The 21,158-nt window shown below is 39.3% G+C and carries 23 protein-coding genes; 15 read left to right on the top strand and 8 right to left on the bottom strand.

Annotated elements, in window-relative coordinates; genetic code table 11:
• The first annotated feature begins 3 nt into the window (after positions 1-3).
• From ACP8HG_RS16020 to ACP8HG_RS16010, 3 genes are all read left to right on the top strand, one after another.
• Positions 4-876, top strand: a complete 873-nt coding sequence (locus tag ACP8HG_RS16020) for a tetratricopeptide repeat protein (protein WP_187046205.1) — start codon at positions 4-6, stop codon at positions 874-876.
• 746 nt (positions 877-1,622) lie between these two features.
• Positions 1,623-1,775: a hypothetical protein gene (locus ACP8HG_RS16015; protein WP_338654559.1), complete on the top strand. Its 153-nt coding sequence runs from the start codon at positions 1,623-1,625 to the stop codon at positions 1,773-1,775.
• Positions 1,776-2,054: 279 nt separating this feature from the next.
• Positions 2,055-2,543 carry a hypothetical protein gene (locus ACP8HG_RS16010; RefSeq protein WP_421101901.1) on the top strand — a complete coding sequence of 163 codons (489 nt, stop codon included), beginning with the start codon at positions 2,055-2,057 and terminating at the stop codon, positions 2,541-2,543.
• A 271-nt stretch (positions 2,544-2,814) separates the two neighbouring features.
• On the opposite strand, the gene ACP8HG_RS16005 is transcribed toward ACP8HG_RS16010, so the two are convergent.
• The gene (locus ACP8HG_RS16005) at positions 2,815-2,979 is read right to left on the bottom strand and encodes a hypothetical protein (RefSeq protein WP_156476125.1); all 165 of its coding nucleotides are present in this window, start codon (positions 2,977-2,979) and stop codon (positions 2,815-2,817) included.
• Between the two features lie 357 nt (positions 2,980-3,336).
• Here ACP8HG_RS16005 and ACP8HG_RS16000 point away from each other — a divergent pair, with 357 nt between their 5' ends.
• The 6 genes from ACP8HG_RS16000 (at position 3,337) to ACP8HG_RS15975 (ending at position 8,403) form a co-directional block, all read left to right on the top strand.
• Positions 3,337-4,632, top strand: coding sequence for a tetratricopeptide repeat protein (locus ACP8HG_RS16000; RefSeq protein ID WP_187046202.1), 1,296 nt, complete (start codon positions 3,337-3,339; stop codon positions 4,630-4,632).
• Positions 4,632-4,766 (top strand): hypothetical protein, encoded by a 135-nt coding sequence (locus tag ACP8HG_RS15995; protein ID WP_255428532.1) that lies wholly within the window; start codon positions 4,632-4,634, stop codon positions 4,764-4,766. Before ACP8HG_RS16000 ends, ACP8HG_RS15995 begins: the two co-directional genes overlap by 1 nt.
• Positions 4,767-5,280: 514 nt before the next feature.
• A complete protein-coding gene (locus ACP8HG_RS15990; protein WP_067213680.1) occupies positions 5,281-5,724 on the top strand; it encodes a MarR family winged helix-turn-helix transcriptional regulator in 444 nt (147 codons plus the stop codon).
• A 54-nt stretch (positions 5,725-5,778) separates the two neighbouring features.
• Positions 5,779-6,720: a ring-cleaving dioxygenase gene (locus ACP8HG_RS15985; protein ID WP_438297162.1), complete on the top strand. Its 942-nt coding sequence runs from the start codon at positions 5,779-5,781 to the stop codon at positions 6,718-6,720.
• Between the two features lie 45 nt (positions 6,721-6,765).
• Entirely contained in the window at positions 6,766-7,824 is a 1,059-nt protein-coding gene (locus ACP8HG_RS15980) for an LLM class flavin-dependent oxidoreductase (protein WP_187046200.1), read from the top strand.
• A gap of 12 nt (positions 7,825-7,836) precedes the next feature.
• Positions 7,837-8,403 (top strand): NADPH-dependent FMN reductase, encoded by a 567-nt coding sequence (locus ACP8HG_RS15975; RefSeq protein ID WP_438297159.1) that lies wholly within the window; start codon positions 7,837-7,839, stop codon positions 8,401-8,403.
• A 159-nt stretch (positions 8,404-8,562) separates the two neighbouring features.
• Here ACP8HG_RS15975 and ACP8HG_RS15970 read toward each other — a convergent pair whose 3' ends face one another.
• Both ACP8HG_RS15970 and ACP8HG_RS15965 read right to left on the bottom strand, forming a co-directional pair.
• Positions 8,563-8,811 (bottom strand): hypothetical protein, encoded by a 249-nt coding sequence (locus ACP8HG_RS15970; RefSeq protein ID WP_187046198.1) that lies wholly within the window; start codon positions 8,809-8,811, stop codon positions 8,563-8,565.
• A 520-nt stretch (positions 8,812-9,331) separates the two neighbouring features.
• Positions 9,332-9,907, bottom strand: coding sequence for a nitroreductase family protein (locus tag ACP8HG_RS15965; protein ID WP_187046197.1), 576 nt, complete (start codon positions 9,905-9,907; stop codon positions 9,332-9,334).
• 683 nt (positions 9,908-10,590) lie between these two features.
• Between ACP8HG_RS15965 and proS the strand changes: the two genes are divergently transcribed.
• The 3 genes from proS (at position 10,591) to ACP8HG_RS15950 (ending at position 13,716) form a co-directional block, all read left to right on the top strand.
• Positions 10,591-12,030, top strand: coding sequence for a proline--tRNA ligase (gene proS / locus ACP8HG_RS15960; RefSeq protein WP_438297157.1), 1,440 nt, complete (start codon positions 10,591-10,593; stop codon positions 12,028-12,030).
• A gap of 234 nt (positions 12,031-12,264) precedes the next feature.
• On the top strand, positions 12,265-12,999 hold the full coding sequence (locus ACP8HG_RS15955) for a sulfite exporter TauE/SafE family protein (protein WP_342539297.1): 735 nt from the start codon (positions 12,265-12,267) through the stop codon (positions 12,997-12,999).
• Between the two features lie 117 nt (positions 13,000-13,116).
• Positions 13,117-13,716 (top strand): short chain dehydrogenase, encoded by a 600-nt coding sequence (locus ACP8HG_RS15950; protein WP_342539717.1) that lies wholly within the window; start codon positions 13,117-13,119, stop codon positions 13,714-13,716.
• A gap of 62 nt (positions 13,717-13,778) precedes the next feature.
• Here ACP8HG_RS15950 and ACP8HG_RS15945 read toward each other — a convergent pair whose 3' ends face one another.
• From ACP8HG_RS15945 to ACP8HG_RS15925, 5 genes are all read right to left on the bottom strand, one after another.
• Complete coding sequence (locus tag ACP8HG_RS15945; RefSeq protein WP_067213671.1) at positions 13,779-14,597, bottom strand: purine-nucleoside phosphorylase; 819 nt, start codon at positions 14,595-14,597, stop codon at positions 13,779-13,781.
• Between the two features lie 112 nt (positions 14,598-14,709).
• Positions 14,710-14,967 carry a hypothetical protein gene (locus ACP8HG_RS15940; protein WP_340741087.1) on the bottom strand — a complete coding sequence of 86 codons (258 nt, stop codon included), beginning with the start codon at positions 14,965-14,967 and terminating at the stop codon, positions 14,710-14,712.
• 54 nt (positions 14,968-15,021) lie between these two features.
• Positions 15,022-16,215 carry an alanyl-tRNA editing protein gene (locus ACP8HG_RS15935; RefSeq protein ID WP_438297154.1) on the bottom strand — a complete coding sequence of 398 codons (1,194 nt, stop codon included), beginning with the start codon at positions 16,213-16,215 and terminating at the stop codon, positions 15,022-15,024.
• Between the two features lie 246 nt (positions 16,216-16,461).
• Complete coding sequence (locus ACP8HG_RS15930) at positions 16,462-17,454, bottom strand: bile acid:sodium symporter family protein (protein ID WP_399629764.1); 993 nt, start codon at positions 17,452-17,454, stop codon at positions 16,462-16,464.
• Between the two features lie 14 nt (positions 17,455-17,468).
• Positions 17,469-18,851, bottom strand: a complete 1,383-nt coding sequence (locus tag ACP8HG_RS15925; protein WP_438297152.1) for an FAD-binding oxidoreductase — start codon at positions 18,849-18,851, stop codon at positions 17,469-17,471.
• Positions 18,852-19,048: 197 nt separating this feature from the next.
• On the opposite strand from ACP8HG_RS15925, the gene ACP8HG_RS15920 reads away from it, so the two are divergent.
• From ACP8HG_RS15920 to ACP8HG_RS15910, 3 genes are all read left to right on the top strand, one after another.
• Complete coding sequence (locus tag ACP8HG_RS15920; protein ID WP_399629759.1) at positions 19,049-19,762, top strand: FadR/GntR family transcriptional regulator; 714 nt, start codon at positions 19,049-19,051, stop codon at positions 19,760-19,762.
• A gap of 35 nt (positions 19,763-19,797) precedes the next feature.
• On the top strand, positions 19,798-20,280 hold the full coding sequence (locus tag ACP8HG_RS15915) for a hypothetical protein (protein ID WP_067213665.1): 483 nt from the start codon (positions 19,798-19,800) through the stop codon (positions 20,278-20,280).
• 96 nt (positions 20,281-20,376) lie between these two features.
• Complete coding sequence (locus ACP8HG_RS15910) at positions 20,377-21,096, top strand: alpha/beta hydrolase (RefSeq protein WP_438297149.1); 720 nt, start codon at positions 20,377-20,379, stop codon at positions 21,094-21,096.
• The last annotated feature ends 62 nt before the right edge of the window (positions 21,097-21,158 follow it).

Below are 21,158 nucleotides of genomic sequence, written 5' to 3'. Positions count from 1 at the left end.
GCGATGGACGAAGAAAAACAATATGCACAACTCATGCGGATTGAACAATTGTGTGAGTGGAGTCGTTTTAAAGACGCCATTAAAGAGACGGAAAACTACATTCAACAATACCCCGAAGATGCGGATGGTTATGCGCTTCTCAGTAAAGTCTATTTAATGTTAGATGACTTTGAAAAATCTTGGCATTGGTCACAAGAAGCATTAAAGAAAGAACCGGAAAATGAAGTCGCGTGGGAGGTTAGGGTATCGACGCTTTACACAGAAGGTAAATATGATGAAGCGATGACCGCGATTAAAGAGGCTTTAACGATTTACCCCGAAGAAGGCCATTATTATTTTTTGAAAGGGAATATTTATAATCAGCGCGGTAATTATAAGAAAGCGAAAGAAAGCTTTCTCGTTGCTTTAAAATTTGAGACTTCTAATGCACTCTATCTTGCAAATTACAGTTATGTTGAAAGTATTTTGGGGAATCAAGATCTTGCTCTTCAAGCGGAAGAACAAGCATTGGAACTAGAGCCAGAAAATTCAACTGTCTTTATGTATTTAGCTTGGGCAGCTGATCAAAGGGGAGATCATTTAAAGTCATTGCATTACTTGGAAAATGCAGTCCGAATAAAACCTGATAATCGCCAATTAAGAGAAGAGTACTTGGAAATTTTACAAAAGCAATATAAAGTGTACCGATTGTTCTTGGTGCCGTCTAAACTGTTAACAAGAGTAAAACCGATATATGCATTCCTAATTTGGATTGTGGCCTGGATTTTATTTAAGCCACTTGTCGTTGTATTTATTATTTTATATGTCCTGGCCCATTGGTCGACGAAAATCATTGTCAATGTAAAGGTGTTTGGTCGGATAATTGTAAAGGCATGAAATCTAGTATTAATGAATAGATATGAAAAAAGGTACCTAGTTCTGAATTTTTTCAGAAACAGGTACTTTTTTAGGGTTTTTTTAAGGAGATTAAACGATGTCGCAGGCGATAATAGCAGCATCCGTTTTTTGAAGTCAGTTATAGTAGAGTGCAAAAAAACTTTATTATCTAAATCTATTGACAATTATAAAATGGAAATGGTATCCTAAAGTAGTTGGATTTACAAAAAGAGGGAGGCGCGGAAAAAATGATTAAACGTGTATATTCTACCTATAACTTTATAGTCATTCCGTGCTTATACAATCTTTCTTTTAACTAATTAGTATCGGAATGGCATATATTCTGCCGTTCTTTATAATGAGCACACGCTTATTTTAATAGGCGTGTGCCTTTTTGAGTTCAATTTAAATACAAATTGGTGTTTCCACGCATTGCGTGTTGCATAAATAAGTAGAAAAGGAGTGTTGACTATGTTTTACGTAATTCAGCAAAGAAAAGTATTGAGGAAGGAATCTACAGAGAGCGGATAGTGAAAGATTTTAATACTTTAAGAATTAATTACAAATAAGATTGAGGAGGAGAATAAAAGATGATCAACAAAATTGTGAATAACAGATTGAATAAGCGATACGGAGAAAATAAATTGGAGTCACCAACAGTATATTTAGGTGGTAAATATATAACAAGAATAGTGTTTTCCATACCTTTACAATAAACTTGGAAGTGCTCCTAAGGGAGTAATAGAATGTTTGAACATGATATAGAATACGTCCGTGAACGGATGCGTGAATTACAGAAAGAAGCAAGAGCTCATGAATTAGCACGTCGCTGTATGAGCATGAAAAAGAAAAATAGAAAATCTTTTTGGGTAATTTTAATGAGCTACTTTGAGAGATGAGTAACTAATCGGTTACTTCTGTTAGAGGGCACATCATATAAATAGTAAAAAACATCTTTGTCTACAATGAGATCTAGTAGATAAAGATGTTTTTTTATACATGGTAACAGTTTTTTCATTAATAGTGCATCAGCTTTCAATAGAAGCACTAAAGCCAGAGATCTATAATATTTCTAGCTTTACATTTGCCTACACAAACTTCCGTGTCTAGCGAACAATCGATATTAAGATAGCATAATCTATATAGATATAAGTTCGATTAGCAACGGAGGTAACGGGATGATAAACTTTAAAGCTTTTAATGGGACGGTAACGACGATTGATGATTTTTCGATAGGGCAAAATAACGAAGCCGGTTGCTATAAATTAATAGCCGTGGAAAATGGGAACGGGACGTTAGTCAATTTCGTAGTGGCACCCACAACTTACTTTGTAGATCATGTAATGGTGGCCGTAGGAGATAAGATAACTGGGTTTTATGATGCGAACGCGCTAGTCCCTCTCATATACCCACCACAATTTCGTGCGCTTGTAATTGCCAAAGACACTCCCTATCAAAATGTGAAAGTATCCTTTTTTAACAGCCAATTAGAGAGTAGTGACGGCGCATTAAGATTAAATATATCTTCGCATACTCAAATCTTATTGGAAAACGGGCAAGCCTTTACCAGAAGTATTGCAAATCGAAATCTAATTGTTACCTATGGTGCTACTACTAGAAGTATCCCAGCCCAAACTACACCCAATAAAGTTATTGTTTTGTGTTAGTGGTTTGGAGCAAATGATTTCTATCTATGCCAGCGAACTACAATTGCATAAAAAAACTCAGTCATTACAATTAGACTGAGTTTTTTGTTGTATACGATTTTATTGGTATTAGCGTAGGCTGTATTTTGGTATTGTTTACTACCCTCTAGTGGTTTAGTGATTTCCAACTATCAAACTAACTCACTCAGAACTGCATTAGCACATGTTTTGTTTCACCAAAATTAAACTGAAAAACTTTTCAATGATAGAATTGAATGAATAACTCCTTGAGTTAAATCTGCTTGATTTCATTTGAAATATCGCGAAATTCTACTGATTCTAAGAATCCATTAGACTTCATCTTATCCAAAAACTCAATCAGTTCAATTTTCATTTGATATAATTGCAGATCTTTATATTCACCATCAAATTGCTCGTTTGTCGTTTCTGTAGGCATAATCTCACTCCCTTCGAAAGAATGGTATGAATTTATCCACTAGATTTAACATATTGGAAATTGCTTTAGAATCCGGAACCGATCCATTATTATCTATACATTGACTATGGCCTTTATCTATTTTAATTACCTTAACGATTTTATGGGAATAAATGTCTTCGATTCGCATGCGTACTACCCCTTGTTTCTTGCTAAGTTAAACATACCACCCACAAGACTAAAGTAACATCCAATTAGGTTGGGACATTTTATTTAGAATTATGCATTATTTAAGCCTTTCGGTAATAAATTTCTCACATTAAAATGGTATGATTAATGTTAAGTATGTACTATGCTGTAAAAGAGAGGGATTCGCTAATGAAAGTTGGTCATTTAATAAGGGCAGAACGAATTAGACAAGAAATGAAGCAATTAGTATTAGCAAAAGGAATCTGTACGCCATCTTACTTATCTAAAATCGAACGGAATTTAATTTTCCCAAGCGAAGACATAGTCACGTTATTATTTAATCGTTTAGGAATAGATTCATCGAAGTTACAGAAAAATAATCAGCAAACTGAAATTGATTTTGAAAAAATGATAGAAGCTACTTACAAGGAAGTAATCACAAATCGAGATGAAAGTTTTACTAAACAAAAACTGGAGTATTTAGAACAACACAGTCCCTTATTTGAAAATCGAACGCTCTACTACACTTATCTGCTGATTGTATTAAGGTTCCGCATTATTTCAGGCGGGAATTTGGATGAAATAAAAAAGGGAATTAAAGATCTTGAAGAGTTAAGCAAAGAATTTAACCCACGGCAAACCTATCTATATAAAGTAAATAAAGCAATTTATAATTATTCAACAGAAAATCGCAATAAATCGATTGAATATTTAGAAGATGTGTTATTATTAGTCGATGACATTGCATTAGAAGCTTGGGAAAAAGCAGAATTGAATTATATGATAGGGGTAGTTTACACCGCAGATAGTCGAATCTTTACCTCAATTGAATATACAAGAAGAGCTCTTGAATATTTCAGGGAAAACTTTTTAATGAAGAGAGTTTTAGAGTGTTACATACTTATTGGAATCACTCGTAAGAAAAGTGAACAATTTCAAGAAGCCTTGGAATCCTACCTAAAAGCGATGCAAATTTGTGATGAATTCAATTTACGCCGAGAAAAAGGAATTGTCTATCATAACTTAGGATCCTTATCTAGTATAATGGGCAATAAAGAGGAAGCAATTGCTTACTATAAACAAAGCATTGCATATAAAACTGATGAAAATGATCCAATTATTTCAATACTTTGTTTAGTGATTGAATACTCTAAGATGAACAATAAAGCGTTAGTTAAAGTATGGTGTGATGAGGGAACCTCATTGTTTTTAAAATTAAAAGATAAAAGCTTAACATCGTATTATCATCATTTTAATATTTTCGAATCCCTCCATAGTGAACGAGGTTTATCCGAAAGTATTACTGAAGAAGCAATTGAATACTTTAAAAAAGTACAAGATTACCGATATGTTCACAAATACTATTTAGCACTTGCCGAATGGCATTTTAGTAATCGGAAATACAAGCTATCATCTATTTGTTATCAAGAAGCAAATAAGTATGAAAACATTTTCAGAAAAATAAAAAAATGGGAGGATTTATAATGAAGAAACTTTTATCTATTCTTTTACTTGTAGTAATTTTAAGTGGGGTTGCTGGTAATCAGGCCTCCGCATCTGAAGATAAAGTGCCTAAGTTGTTTAAAACATCTAGTTTTACTATTGAACTCCTAAAATAAGCACAACAAAGGGAACAACTCTTAATGGGGTTGTTCCCTTTGTCATTTTAACCGGTACTTAAGCGATTCGTATAACGTCCGTATTTATTAATAGTGGAATAAGTAAAAATGAACAAACTACTATATACTCGGCACTACTTATTTAGAGTTAACTAGGTGGTATAGCTAACCAGTATAACGAACAAAACTAGCGAATGAGCGACAAGTGTGAGCCGGAGCAATAAGACCAAGGAGGGATGCAGTTCAATCCCTCCCAAGTGATCTTCTGGCGGGCTTACTGCGTGAGGCCATCACCAAGCGACAAAGCGGTGTTAGGGGAACATTCCATTCGTTAAGTGCGGACTATATAGTAATAATCAATGTGCGAGGTAGGAAGTTTTTATTCTGGTTACCAGTTGCTTATTAGAAAGTAAAAGTTTAAATATTAAATCTCGAATTCAAGGTTTATAACTTGATTCTCCATCACTTGCGTGGTAAAGTGATATTAAGGTTAGTGATGAGGAGGCGAAACAAGATGCGTAATAATACGATTGGCTCGTTGATTTGGTTACGTTTAATGCGTTTTACAAACCAAAGTAACCAACTGTCGAATGAGTTTTTAAAGCGTTTTGATTTAACAACTGCCCAATTTGATGTACTTGTTCAAATTCAGATATACCAGCCACTTACACAAAGTGAATTAGCTGAAAAAGTGACCGTTACGCAAGGCGGTATTTCCCGCATGCTCGCACGACTTGAAAAAGAAGACTATATTGTACGTAAGCAAGACTGGAAAACGAAAATGATTAGCTTAACTGACAAGGCTGAAGCGATTTTAGAAGAGGCGATGCCAGCTCAACTGGCGTTTCAAACGTCATTTTTTGCTGATGTATTAAACGAGGAAGAAGAGAAAACACTTTACAAATTAATGACACGCATCCATAAACATAGTCAAAAAAAAGAATTGCCGCTGGAGTGATTTTTTTTGCACTATCACTTGACTAATCAATTTAAAAACCAAGGAGGAACTAGCATGTATAAAATACCAGGATATCACCACATTTCAATGATTACAAAAAGCGCTCAAGCGACTAATCACTTTTACCGAGATGTATTAGGCTTGCGCCGTGTGAAAAAGACGGTTAACCAAGATAGCCCATCCATGTATCACTTGTTTTATGGGGATTTAACGGGAAGTGCAGGAACGGAGTTATCCTTTTTTGAAATGACGAACGCTGGAAAAACCGTCCGTGGAACAAATGCCATAACACAAATCGGCTTACTCGTGCCATCACTTGAAAGTTTAACGTATTGGAAAAAGCGCTTTGAGCAATTGGGTGTAGAGCACGGAGACATTACAACGTATGCAGGTCGAGCAGCGCTGCCATTTGAGGATACAGAGGGGTTACGAATGATCTTGCTAAATAATAATGGCGAAGCGATACCTGAATTTTGGTCGCCTTGGGAAGATTCAGTTGTGGAGCAAGAGCATCGTATTTTAGGAATGGGAACTACGGAAATAACAGTACGTTATTTGGAACGGACGGCTAAAATGTTGCAAGAGATGTTTGGCTATGTGGAAGTAGCTCATTCTGAGAAAGAAGCTATTTATCAGTCGGTTGCTGGGCAAGCATTTGGTGAAATTGTTTTGAAGCAGTTGGAGGGACCGAGTGAAAAACCGGGCCGAGGCAGTATTCATCATTTAGCGATTCGTGTGAAGAACGAGGAAGAGCTGCGCTATTGGGACGGAGTCGTGAAAGAACGTGGCTTCGATTCATCTGGTGTTATCGATCGTTTTTATTTCCAAAGCTTATACTTCCGTGATTCAAATGGCATTCTATTCGAAATTGCCACAGATGGACCTGGATTTACAGTTGATTCAGCGGTTAAAGATTTAGGAAAAGAATTAGATTTACCACCATTTTTAGAATCAAAACGTGCAGAAATTGAAGCGAAACTACAACCGATTGATTAATAGAAACGATACAAAGTATGGGCATAGAAAAAGGAGACGATGAAAATGGAGAAATACCGTATTGACACAACTAAAGGACTTGAATTTGGTTTATATTCGATTGGGGATCATTTACTAAATCCGTTAACAGGAAGTCGTATTAGCGCAGAGCAGCGTATTCACGAATTGATTGAAGCAAGTAAGTTGGCTGATGAGGCGGGACTAGATGTTTTTGCAGTAGGGGAGAGTCATCAAACGCATTTTACAACACAAGCGCATACGGTCATTTTAGGCGCTATCGCACAGGCAACAAAAAATATTAAAATTGCAAGTTCTGCAACGGTGTTAAGTGTATCTGATCCTGTGCGTATCTATGAGGATTTTGCCACGATTGATTTAATTTCAAAAGGTCGAGCTGAAATTGTTGCAGGGCGTGGTTCACGGATTGGGGCCTATAGTTTACTTGGGTTTGACGTACATGATTACGAAGAGTTATTTGAAGAAAAGTTAGAACTTCTGTTGAAGATAAATAATGAAGAAACGGTGACATGGCAGGGGCAATTTCGGGCACCATTGGAAAATGCAACGATTTTACCACAACCGCAGAATGGTCATCTGCCAATATGGCGTGCAGTAGGAGGACCACCCGCGAGTGCGATTAAGGCGGGGTATGCAGGAGTCCCGATGATGCTGACAACTCTTGGTGGACCAGCGATTAACTTTAAGGCGTCGGTGGATGCCTATCGTGAGGCGGCGCAGCGTAGTGGTTTTGATCCAGCGGCGTTGCCAATTGCAACAACGAGCCTATTCTATACAGCAGAAACTTCACAGGATGCGCTTCGTGAATATTATCCACATGCCAATGCAGGTATGCAGGCGTTAAGAGGCGGCGGCTATCCGAAACAACAATTTGCACAATCAACGGATACGCGCGATGCATTAATGATTGGTAGTCCACAGCAAATTATTGAAAAAATGCTCTACCAATATGAGCTATTTGGTCAACAGCGATTCATGGCACAAATTGACTTTGGTGGCGTACCGTTTGATAAAGTTATGAAAAATATCGAATTAATTGCGACAGAAATACTACCAGCAGTTAAGAAATATACTGCTGGAAAATAAGGAGATGCTAGCATGAAAATCGTCTTACTATCGGGCTCCAATGTAGGGTCTAAAACAAGAACAGCGATGGATTATACGGTCAAAATAGCGCATGAAAAATACCCGGATGCAGAGATTACATTACTGGATCTGGCTGAATTTGAAGTGGTTTTTAGTGACGGGCGTAATTATTGGGACTACGAGGGTGACACCAAGTATGTTACAGAAACGCTTATGGCCGCAGATGCAATCATTATTGGATCGCCAACGTTCCAAGCTTCTATTCCGGCTACGCTCAAAAATATATTTGATTTATTACCAGTCAATGCGTTCCGGGATAAAGTAGTGAGTATGCTCGTAACAGCAGGTACATCCAAGCATTATTTGATGGCGGAACAACAGTTAAAGCCAATTTTAGCGTATATGAAGGCACATATTGTACCTACTTATGTGTTTATAGAAGAAAAGGATTTCCATCGCAAAGAAATCGTTAATGATGATGTTCTCTTCCGTCTGGAGCGCTTAGTGGAAGATACCGTGCTTCTTGTCGATGCTTATGCAGGGATTCGAAAAGTGAAAGATGAGGAATATGGTTTTTAACTAGTTCATAGCAGTAGTCCACATTGTGCGACGGGTACTTAGAAAGAAAAAAGGTGGTACTGCTTAAAGTGAAAATAAAGGCGTTACAAAAATCCCCACAATCTCGTAGAAGTTTACGACGAGATTGTGGGGATTTTGGCTAGTAGTGACTGTCACTTATTAAGAATGAAGCTTTATCTTTTTTTCGTTTTTAAATAATAGATAATGTGCTTTTCCTAATTTTTCTTCTATATAGTCGAGTGAATAGTTACCGGATGGATCTGCTAAGTCTCCAAGTGCCCGAGATAGATTATCAACCGCGAGATTTAGCGTCTCAAACTGTCTTGGCTCATTCCCTCTATTCATTTCATGCATGATTTCATGAGCTAGTTGCTGGATTCGACGTAAGCGTACTTCTTTCGTCTGCATGATATCCTCCTCCATATATCAACTTATATAGCCTAACTATATGGCTAATGATAGGAGTTCATGAGTAGATGTATAAATTAAATCGGATAACCGCTCACAAGTTCTACTTATTAAATGTTGAACAAATGAATATGGCGTATGCGCTTTACAAGGGAATTTGGGAGGCCACTGAAAAGGCACCATTACTTAGAGCAAATTAGAACTCCTACCAATACCGCTTCGGCACTTTGTGGATGCCTCCCGCGATAAGCCAGAAAGAAGACCGCTTTCAGTCTTATCGCTCCGGCTACCACGAAGTCGCGCCTTCGCTGGATGGTCTGTGTGAGAAAGCGCATTTCTTGAATATAATTATATATGTTGAATCCGGTATATATACTGAGCGAAGGCGCCTTAGCAGGGGTAGCCGAAGCCATAAGACTGGCGGCGAAGCTGCTTGGCTTATGGCGGGAGGCATCCCCTAGCGCCGTAGCGATTCAATGGGATTCTTTAATTCAACATATATAGTCTCTAATTCGAAAAACTACTTATTAATGATCGTAACAAGTTCGCGAATATCCGTGCGTGGTTGAGCTTCTGGTATATGTTTAGGATAGCCGATCATTAACGTCGCTACGACTTTTTCGCCAGGTAGGACATCGATGGCCTCCCTGAATGCCGGGTCGTATACCCAATCGTTAGTACGCCAAATCATTCCAATTTCCCTTTCCCATGCCGCAAGTTGGAAGTTTTGAATTAGAGAGGAAATTGCCCCGTAATCCTCATCCCATCTTCTTTGACGGGGATCTTCAGGCATAATGACTACAAGATGAACGGGTATATCTCGGAAGTATTGTGCTTTTCTATTCACTTTTTCTGAAACTTCGCCATCTACTTTCGGCTGCGAGTCAATGTAGGCCTGAACAAATTGTTCTTTTCCTTCACCCACGTACAACTGAAAGCGCCACGGTTCCGTCAACTTGTGGTTCGGTGCCCATTTCGCGACATTTAGCAGCTCGATGATTACTTCAGCACTAATCGGATCTTTTTTAAAAGATTTGATTGTTCTTCGGTCTATAATGTTTTGTTCAACCACATTTTTCCCTTCTTGCTGACTCATCTGATAATCCCCTTTATGTTTAGATAGTATATGAAGTTTTTGAACTTCAAATGAAAATCATTCTCAATTAAATGCCCATTTAGTATAGCATGACAAGTAATAATAGCTCAATAAATCTAATCTTAAATTAGAACAGACTTCATCTACATCGTAAGAGGCAACTTCGATGGGAATCATATGCAAAAATTACGACCGTATTTGCCCAAATAATTTTCCAGTGCCTGTCGACATTCATTGAAGTTGTATGAACCGCGAGTATTTGATATATTAAAAGTAATATGAAATCTTTGATGTGACCAAGTAGACAAGAATTGTGAACCAGAAAGTATAGCGACTTACTGAGAGCTATATCACCGCTTCTTGTCGAAACCTACCACTGAGATGTTATGACAACATAACCGAGTCGTTTTCGTTATCAAACGTTTTAGAGGGCTTGAATTTAACTTAATTCAGCTGAATTAAGTTAAAGCCTCCGGCGGATGTCACAGATTTTGAATTGCGCACATGCAATTCGAAATCTGGACGCAATTACACCGGGGTGCAATTGATTTAGGCTAAACTAAGGTGGTACCACGTCCATTCAGCACAAAGACGTCCTTATTATAAGGACAACTTTGTGCTTTTTTGATGTCTAGACTTCAGGCAACCGAAGGATTTCTTTATTATTTTAGGAGGGGAAATTAATGACCAATCAACAGAAAAATGATTTTACAAGCTGGTATATCGACACGATTCAAAAGGCGGATTTAATGGATTACACGCCAGTTCGCGGGTGCATTGCATTCAAACCGGATGGCTATGAAATTTGGGAGCATATCCAAGCCGAGATGGATAGACGTTTTAAAGAAACGGGGCATCGAAATGCCTATTTTCCAATGCTTATTCCAGAGTCGTTTTTTGAAAAAGAGAAGGATCATATCGAAGGGTTCTCACCAGAACTCCCTTGGGTTACCGAAGCTGCAGGTGAAAAGCTAGAAGAGCGTTTAGCGCTTCGACCAACGTCTGAAACGATGGTTGGGCATCTTTATTCGGATTGGATTAAAAGCTATCGAGATCTTCCTGTGTTAATTAACCAATGGGCGAACGTCTTCCGTTGGGAAAAGAAAACATTGCCGTTCATTCGGACGTCTGAGTTTTTATGGCAAGAAGGGCATACAGCTCACGTGGATGAAGAAGAAGCACGTGCTGAAACGATGCAAATGCTCAACATTTATAAAGAAGTTGTCGAAGAGTTGCTGGCGATTCCAGTATATGATGGTCAAAAGACACCTTCCGAGCGTTTCGCAGGTGCTGTAGATACGTACTCCATTGAAGCAATGATGAAGGATGGAAAAGCAGTTCAAGCAGGAACTTCACATTATTTAGGAACAAAATTCGCGCAAGCATTTGATATTAAGTATTTAAATAAAGAAAATAAGCATGAATTTGTCCATACGACATCTTGGGGGACTTCTACCCGATTGATAGGTTCTGTTATTATGGTGCATGGCGATGAACAAGGGCTTGTATTGCCGCCACGTGTCGCACCGACGCAGGTTGTATTAATTCCAGTAGGACCTTGGAAGAAGAATCCTGAAATTATGGAAAGACTTGATAAGATTTATGCGGAATTAAAGGCAAAAGGAATTCGCGTGCGCTTGGATGATTCTGATCAATCACCGGGTTATAAATTCAATGAATGGGAACTGAAAGGTGTGCCGGTTCGAGTTGAATTAGGGCCACGTGACTTGGAGAATAACCAAGCAATAATAAAAGCTCGCGATGAAGAAGAAAAAATTTCTGTTGATCTTCCAACTATAGCTGACTGCATCGAAGGCGCGCTTAACACGATGCAAACTCGCTTATTGGACAAAGCACGTGCATTCCGTGAAAAGCATTCCCATACGCATGTCGATTCACTCGAGCAATTAACGCAACATATTGCTGACTCGACAGAAAATGGAGAAATCCCAGGTTGGATCCTTGCGGGCTGGTGTGGAGATGACGCCTGTGAAAAACAAGTGAAAGAAAAAACAAAATTTACGACGCGTAATATCCCATTCAATCCACCCGCTACAAAGTCAACATGCATCAATTGTGGAACAGCAGCAAAATATACTGTGTGGTTCAGTCGCGCTTATTGATTAACTAACTGGAATGAAAAATGCTCCCCCGAATAAATCGGAAGGAGCATTTTTCATTCCATGTACATTCATTGTTGTTACGGAGCAACAGCCGCAGCGTGTATTTTGAGTACTATATACAGATTAGCTCATTCGTTTTTCGAATGTACTTTCATTCATACAATTGAATTTACTTATGGACTAAGGTTGAATATGCTAGTCATATAGAGGTTTTCACTGAAAGAAGGATGCTATATGGAATACATCTTGCTTTATTTCATCGGGTTTGCTGCAACAACGCTTGGTACATTAGCAGGGGGTGGGGGACTTATCAGTTTGCCGGCCATGCTGCTGATGGGATTGCCGGTCCACTCGGCAATTGGGGCCAATAAAGTATCAAACACAGTGAGCTCATTTTCAAGTTTTCTTGTGATTTATAAAAATAAAGAAGTAACGGTCAAAGAAGCACTTACGGTTGTTCCGATCAGTCTTGCTGGAGGAGTAACGGGCGGAGTAATCGCTTCCTTTTTGAAAGAAGAATGGATGATTGTTATCGCGATTATACTATTAACGTTCGCATTCATCTCATCATTTCTTGGAAAAGCGGATTTTGACGGTAATAAATCCTTTCGTGCAACTAAAAAAAGTGCCACTTCATTGTATGGAATTGGTATTTACGACGGCGTTTTTGGACCGGGTAGCGGAACGTTAGCGTTATATTTATTTGCTCGATTGAAAGTTTCTTACTTGAGGGCAGTCGGCTTGTCTCGTATCATGATTTTTTCAAGCTGTTTCGGCGCCTCAATCAGTTATATTTCGACGGGGAAAATAATATGGCCACTCACAATTGCATTAATGCTTGGTTCGATAAGTGGTGCACAACTTGGTGTTCGTCTCGCACGTAAATTGAAAACAGAGCATGTTAAACCACTACTACGTATCGTAACCGTGCTCCTGATTATACAGATTGGTGTGAAGTATTTTGGATGAGGTACTTTTAAGAACAAAGAAAATTCATTTGGGGTATTTTTCATAAGTAGTGCATTTGATAAGTATGATGGAACAATAACTAATTGAAGCTAGATACTTTAAAAAGGGGGGCTACATATTAAAATACTTGTCGTAGGTGCAAGTGGAACGATTGGTAATGCGGTTACTAAAGAACTGGAGAAAAATCACGAGGTCATTCGTGCCGGACGAAATGGTGCCGATGTATCTGTTGATATTACGTCAGTAGAGAGCATTAAAAAGATGTATGAAAAGGTTGGCAAAGTTGACGCGGTGATTAATGCAGCAGGTCGTGCTCATTTCGACGCAGTTACGGATATGACACCCGAGTTGAATGACATCGGGATTGATAGCAAACTGAAAGGGCAAGTCAATCTAGTGCTTTTAGGTTTTAATAATATGAACGATGGTGGGAGTTACACGTTAACGACGGGGGTTATGATGGATGACCCAATCGCGAAAGGAGCATCAGCGGCTCTGGCAAACGGCGGCGTCAGGGCATTCGTTAAAGCTGCGGCTATTGAAATGCCAAGAGGAATTCGCATTAATAGCGTAAGTCCAAATGTGTTACAAGAGTCGATACACAAATTCGGCACCCTTTTCCAAGGGTTTGATGCAGTACCTGTAAGGCGTGTAGTTCTTGCTTTTGAAAAAAGTGTCTTTGGCCTACAAACTGGTCAGAACTTTGAAGTCTATTAATAAGCATGTGAAAAGCCCTCTGGGAGTGTTTCTCAGAAGGCTTTTCGTATTTATTAATTTCTTTAAATCTCTTGCAAGACGTTTTTAATTAAATGTACAAATGCACTTCGAGATTGAGCAGCAACTTTTATGACATCCTCATGACTTAATGGTTCATCTAGAATCCCACACGCCATATTCGTTAAGCAAGATATTCCTAATACCTTCAGCCCTGAATGAATCGCAACAACTGCTTCAGGCACTGTTGACATGCCAATTGCATCTCCACCTAAAATGCGAATCATACGGATTTCAGCAGGTGTTTCGTAAATAGGGCCACTCCACCAACCATAGACGCCTTCTCTTAATGTAATGTCATTCTCACGCGCTACTTTTAACGCTATTTCTCTCATTTCGCGATTATAAACCTCAGAAACGTCTGGGAAGCGCGTTCCTAAATCATCGTTGTTTTTACCAATCAATGGATTTATGCCAACTAAATTAAGATGATCTGTAATTAGCATTAACTCGCCCGGATTAAAGTCAGTATTTACCGCTCCACACGCATTCGTGATAATTAGTTTTTCTATACCTAATGCTTTCATCACTCTGACAGGGAAGGTAACTTCGTCTAAAGAATATCCTTCGTAGAAGTGATAACGTCCTTTCATAGCCACGACTGTTTTACCTTCTAAACGCCCGATAACTAATTCATTTGCGTGACCAACTGCAGCTGATTTCGAGAAAAAAGGAATATCCTCGTATGGAATGACAACTCCGTTTTCTATCTCATCGGCAAGGCCGCCCAATCCAGAACCTAGGATAATTCCGATTTCGGGAACTTCTTTTGTTTTACTAAGAATGTAATTTTTAGCTTCTAAAATTTCTTCTGTTTTATGCATTAATAGTACCTCCTGTTATTTCTATGGAATTGTTTATTAATAGCGATGCTTTCATAGTTTAGTGCTTGTACTAAAAAGAATCAAGAATGGTTCATTGTAGGTTGGTACGAACTCAAGGATTCGCAAGTTCATCAGATGCTTTTGAAGTTCTACCTAGTTTCTGCGAAAGGAAGTAGGCAATTGTTGATGATAGGAGGATGAATAATAAGGGAATAGTAGAACTCCCTCCATATATGGCTTCTTGATTCGATGTAGATTGCATTAAAAATATATCCGGCTTATAGAGAGCGGTAAGAATTGCTCCTGATGAAAGTTGGAATAGCGTATACAACGCTGCAAAACTAATGATAAAGATCAGATACTTTTTCAAAATAATCACCCCTTTCTCTATTTACGTTTCAATTTAACCAAAGTTTCATATACCTTAGTTTTCGTCACATGAGTCTTCCATCACAGTCAGTAACTCCTCTGCGGATACCAATCGTTCACCGCCACCTTGGACAAACGCATCATTCCCGCCGCCTTTTCCGTTAATCAGGGGAAGTGTAGCAGATGCGACTTGTTTCATGCTTGTTTCTACAGAAGCTCCTCGAGCCGCGACAAACTGTAATCGATTATCACTTTCAGCAACGAGAAGTACAATTACTTCATCTGCTTCAGTCACAAGAAGTCGGGCAAGTTTCTGTAATTGCTGGACAGTTCTATCTGTAAAGAGTGCTTTCACAACGCCATTTTCCTGTTGCCTTAATAATGCTTGCGCTTCAAATGCTAACAGTGCTTCTTGCGTATCCGCCAACGATTTCTCGAGTGAATGATTCATTTCTAATAACTTTTGTACTGCATCCGCAACACCAACGTCCGGGGCACTTAATAGTCTGGATGTTTCCGCTAACACCTGATTTTTTCGTTGCAATTGCTGTAACACACGTCCACCGCAAACGAAATGCACGCGTACTTTACCTCGATGCTTCTCTGTCGATAAAATCTTCAGTGCGCTTACTTGTCCCGTTGTACTTGGATGTGTACCACCACAACCGTTATAGTCAAAATCAGGGATAATGACAAGTCGAATTTCGTCTGTCACTGCCAGCTGTTTGCGAAGAGGATAGTGATGCAGTTCATCCTCAGTAATCCATTTTATTTCAATCTGTCTATTTTCTGAAATAATGTCATTCGCTAATTTTTCCACCGCGTCCAATTGCTCTGGAGATACATCCTCTATATCCAAATCGATTGATACAATTTCTTTACCTAAGTGGAAGCTTACTGTTGGAAACTCGAACAGTTCAACAAACGCGGCTGATAAAATATGCTGTCCTGCATGTTGTTGCATATGATCAAAGCGCCGCTGCCAGTCGATAGCGCCCTCTACTTCGGTTGCAGAACCGAGACTTTCAGCCAAAGTATGGCGAATTTCATCTTCTACTTCCTCTACATTGAGTACTTGAATCCCATTCAATGTCCCCATGTCATGCGGTTGGCCGCCGCCTGTCGGATAAAACGCTGTATTGTCTAACACGACATAGTGATTTCCTTCTGCATCTTGTGCCGCTTTTATAAACTGAGCCGTAAACGATTTACAATATGGATCTGCATAATACACACGTTCTTTTAACATAGACAATCGACTCCCACTCTTTGTTTTGTATATATTAACATTATACAGAAAAGAAGGGGGTTTCTCGTTGGTCGAAAACTCGACTTTTGAGAACCCCCCTCTTCTTGCAGTGTTTTTTGACTATGGCGGTGATAAACCCGCTCGTGACGGTGATAAACTGCTCCAAGGCGGTGATAACTTATCCTATAGCGGTGATAACAAATTTATAATAAAGATACTAAGTCAAAACAAGTCCTATGTTCATTCTTACAATTTCTCGGAAGGAGTTAAAACCGTAACTTCCGGTGCATCATCGGGTTCATCTTTCTCTTCAACAATCGGTTTCTTTGACCAGATCGTGGCGAGGATTGGGCCCGAAATATTATGCCAGATCGCGCCCCAAACGCTCGGCAGTGCTGCAAGCGGGCTAAAGTGAGCAGTCGCCAAAGCCACGCCTAATCCAGAGTTTTGCATGCCAACTTCAATTGAAATGGCTCGTCGATCATTTTCGTTCAGGCCGAGCATTACCGCTGTCAAATAGCCAAGTAGTAGACCGAATCCGTTATGAAGGAAAACGGCGATGAAAACAACGAGTCCTGAACTTGCAACATTATCCGCATTGGCGGCAGTGACGGCTGATACGATGATTAAAATCGCCGCTACTGAAATGAGTGGTACAATCGAAATGCTTTTTTCGACAGCTTTCGGGAAAAGCTTTTGGACGGCAAACCCTAATATAATTGGGATGATAATCACTTGGACGATTGACTTGAACATCGAAACTGGATCAACGGGTAGCCATTGTCCCGCAAGTAAAAGCAACAAAAGTGGTGTGACGACTGGAGCCAATAAAGTGGAAAGGGAAGTCATTGCTACTGACAACGCAAGATTTCCTTTCGCAAGATAGACCATAACATTGGAGGCCGTACCGCCTGGAACACACCCGAGAAGCACTAAGCCCGCCGCCAATTCAGGGGGCAACTTGAGCAAGTGAGCTAATGCGAATGCAACTAGGGGCATGATGATGAACTGGGCACCGACACCGACAATTACAGGTAGCGGTTTTGTCAGGACAATTTTGAAATCAACGGGCTTTAACGTCAGTCCCATTCCGAACATGACGACACCTAGTAAAATTGTAATATAGCCGCCCAACCCTAAAAAGGGTGTTGGGACCATAAAGGCAATTACGGCAATCGCGATAACCCAAAAGGCAAAATATTTCCCTGCAATTGTGCTAAGGGTTTCAAGTATTTTCATAGTAGATATCCTCCCTAGTCCATCTTCACGTTTTTATTTGGATTCAATAAATTGTCTGGATCAAGTGCTTTTTTTATTTTTTCCATAACGAGGAGTGCAGCACCGTGCTCTCGTTCCTGGTATTTCTGTTTACCAATCCCAACCCCGTGTTCTCCAGTACAAGTGCCACCACGCTCAAGCGCATACATGACGATTCGTTCATTCAACTCATCGGCTTTCGCAACTTCTTCTGCATCGTTCATGTTCATCATCAGCAGTACATGGAAGTTACCATCGCCTACGTGACCGACAATTCCGCCAGTCAAATCAAGTGACTCGACCGTTTCACGTGCATGTTCAACGGCACCTGCTAACTCTGAAATCGGGAGACAAACATCCGTTACCATCATCTTTTTCCCCGGATAGCCGTGGATGAAGGCATAGGCTAAATTATGCCGCGCCTCCCATAGTCTGTTGCGTCCCGCGTTGTCCGTTTCAAATTCGATGTCTTCACAATGATGGTCTTTAACAATTTCTTTTGTGAAGTCAACGTCTTGTTTTAATCCTGCTTCATTCCCATGAAATTCTAAGAATAGTGTTGGTTTTTCTTTGTAGTTGGTTTCACTGTAAAGATTCGCCTGTTTTATAGATGGTTCATCGACTAACTCAACCCGTGCGATCGGAATACCAGCCTGTAGAATGGACACAACAGCTTCGACCGCGTCATTGACAGTAGCAAAGGAAGCTCGGGCCGCCGTGACGTGTTCTGGAATTCCGTATACGCGTAGTGTTAATTCCGTAAAGCAACCAAGCGTGCCCTCAGATCCTACGAACAGACCGTTCAGATGAATGCCAGATGCAGACTTCGCGGCCATATTCCCAGTATGAATGATTGTTCCATCGGCCATCACAACTTCCAAATCACGGACTTGATCACGCATGACGCCGTATTTGACGGTCGTTGTTCCACTTGCATTTGTTGCCGCCATTCCACCAAGTGTTGCATCCGCTCCCGGATCGACAGTGAAAAACAGCCCGTGCTTTTTCAGTTCTTTATTTAACTGTGTACGGGTTACACCAGGCTGTACTTTAACGAGAAAGTCATTCTCTCGAACTTCAATAATCTTGTTCATCAGCGAGAAGTCAATCGTGATTCCTCCTTTTGAAGGGATTACATGTCCTTCCAGGCTTGAACCGAGACCGAATGGAATGACCGGAACTTGGTATTCTTTTGATACTATCATTACTTTACTTACGTCTTCAGTTGATTCTGGAAAAACAACAATGTCCGGAAGTCTTGCCGCGTGATACGATTCATCCCTGCCATGAAGCTCTCTTACGGTTTCATTGATGGTTACCTGCTCGTTCTTAAGTATTTTTGTTAACGCTTCAACTATATTTACTGTAGAAATTTTCATTAAATTTTCTCTCCTTAATCAACTAATTTGTCATACCAATATTTTATGTAATTCGAAATTTTAAATTTTGGTCCAACCACTTTTCATTATACCTAATAATCTGAACAGTGCAACGATTATTTCGGGATATTGATTATTCCAAATTTAATTGATATCGTTAAAGTCACGAAAGAGGTTCGATGTAAGGGGGGAAAACGTTGAATCTGCAGAAGAAAAAGACCTACGAAGTTATTGTTGAAAAGATAGAAAAGTTCTTTTTAAATGGAAAACTAAAATCGGGTGATAAATTGCCGCCGGAAAGAGAATTGGCAAGTCGGTTTGGTGTGAGTAGGACGTCTGTGAGAGAGGCACTTCAGGCATTAGAGATTAGCGGCGCTATTGAAATCAGACAAGGCGGGGGGAGTTTCATCAAAACGTCTGAAGTTCAGTTAGTAAGTGATGCACTTTCAACTACAATTATTCAAGCCGAAAACAATTTGGTCTATGAAATGTTGGAGCTGCGCCGTGCGTTGGAAGTTGAATCGGTATCTCTTGCCGCACAACGAGCAACTTCAGCAGACTTGGAAAAGATTCGTCAGTCACTAGAACAAATGGCTGTATCGGGGCAAGATGCAGAAGCGGGGGTACAGGCTGATCTGCATTTTCATTTGCAAATTGTCTATGCTACTCATAATAAATTACTTATTAATTTGGTCCAAACGCTGACTGAACGAATGGAGGATACAATTCGTGCGACACGGAAACACCGGTTTTTAGATGATGATCGCTATGAGGATACATTCGAGGAACATAAGGAGATTTATATAGCAATCGCATCGGGCAATGCTCAGGAAGCGAAGAAACTAATGGAAGAGCATATTACGCGTGTTCGGAGAGAATTAAGCGAAACATTTTTGCCGACTTTTGAATGAAAAAGTACTTATTATTATCGAAGGAGGCGACGCAGTTGAAAAGTAAATTATTACTTATGATGCTGGTGTTTACAGGGCTCTTCCTAATCCTAAATTCGCAACATAAAGCTATTGCAAGTTCTCAAATCATCAGAGAGGATGAGGCGGGTAGCTATCAATATACGGTAATAATGGAACACGAAACATTCACGTGGGAGATTGGTTACAAAGGCAATGTATCTGTGATTAAAGAAAGTGAACAAAATCAGGCGGACTTACATAGGTTCATGAATGTAGTTGGAGACATCAGTGCGCAAAAGTTAAGGCTGATACTCTCCGTGTGTTACTTGCTACTTATAGTAATAACAGTAGTCATTGCACAGAAAAAGAAAAAAGAAATGCTTAAGGAAGCTCTACTCCTACTGATTATTGGTGCTCTTGGGGGAATTGCATTCTACGTCGCTTTTCAAACAACTCTCGAATTGAATCATTCATTAAATGATGCAAAATACTATTATTTGGTGTTAATTCAAAAATGATAGGATACTAACTCTATCTTAAGAAGATAAGTCGATACCATTATATAGTTTACTTTCTAATAGTTAGTAGGGTGGGAATCGGGGGAGGATATTTCAGTGGAAAAGATAAAAATTAAACACTTTAAATACAATATATTTGAACCAATTGTCATTAATAAAAGTGCATTAACGGTAATCTTTTACCATGGCTGGGGGACTGATGTTGACAGTTTTCAAAGTCTTGCTGAAGAGATTACCAAAGAAGGACATACCGTAATAATGCCAGAAATCCTTTACCATGATACTAGAAATCCATTGAAAAAACATTTTGAGAAAGATACTCTTCAAAACTATTTTTGGAAAACAATTATCGAAAGTATTGCTGAGTTTAATGACTTTTTTAATGAATTAAAAATTTCTAAGCAAAAGACAGTACTTGCGGGCAGTTCTATGGGTGGTTTTATAGCTAATGGTATTTTTGCCTCACAAGAAAACGTAGGCGGTTTAGCAAATATTAACGGATCAGGGTCATTTTTATTGTCAGAAAAGATCTTCAGGGAGATGGATAATCGACCAGATATACCACTGGAACTGGAAATGATCCTTGAAAAGTTTGATCCCATTGGACAGAAGAATTGTGATTCACCTGTGCTTCTTATACATGGTGACTCAGATAAAACTGTTTCTTTAGATGGTCAAAAAGATTACTTTAACTACCTTACTGAAAATGAAGGAAGAAAAGATGTGGAGCTATTAATATACAAGGGCGTCGATCACCAGTTTACTTCAGATATGTTGCAGGGTTTGATTATATGGTTGAATGAAATAAGTATATGATGTGGGGTGATTTTTTTGAAGATTGATCATTCTAATTAAATATAAATAAACATGAAATTGAC

The organism is Sporosarcina sp. FA15 (assembly GCF_051550195.1).
Lineage (GTDB): Bacteria > Bacillota > Bacilli > Bacillales_A > Planococcaceae > Sporosarcina > Sporosarcina psychrophila.
Note: the sequence above shows the minus strand (reverse complement) of the source record. Positions and strands in the feature narration are given on the sequence as shown.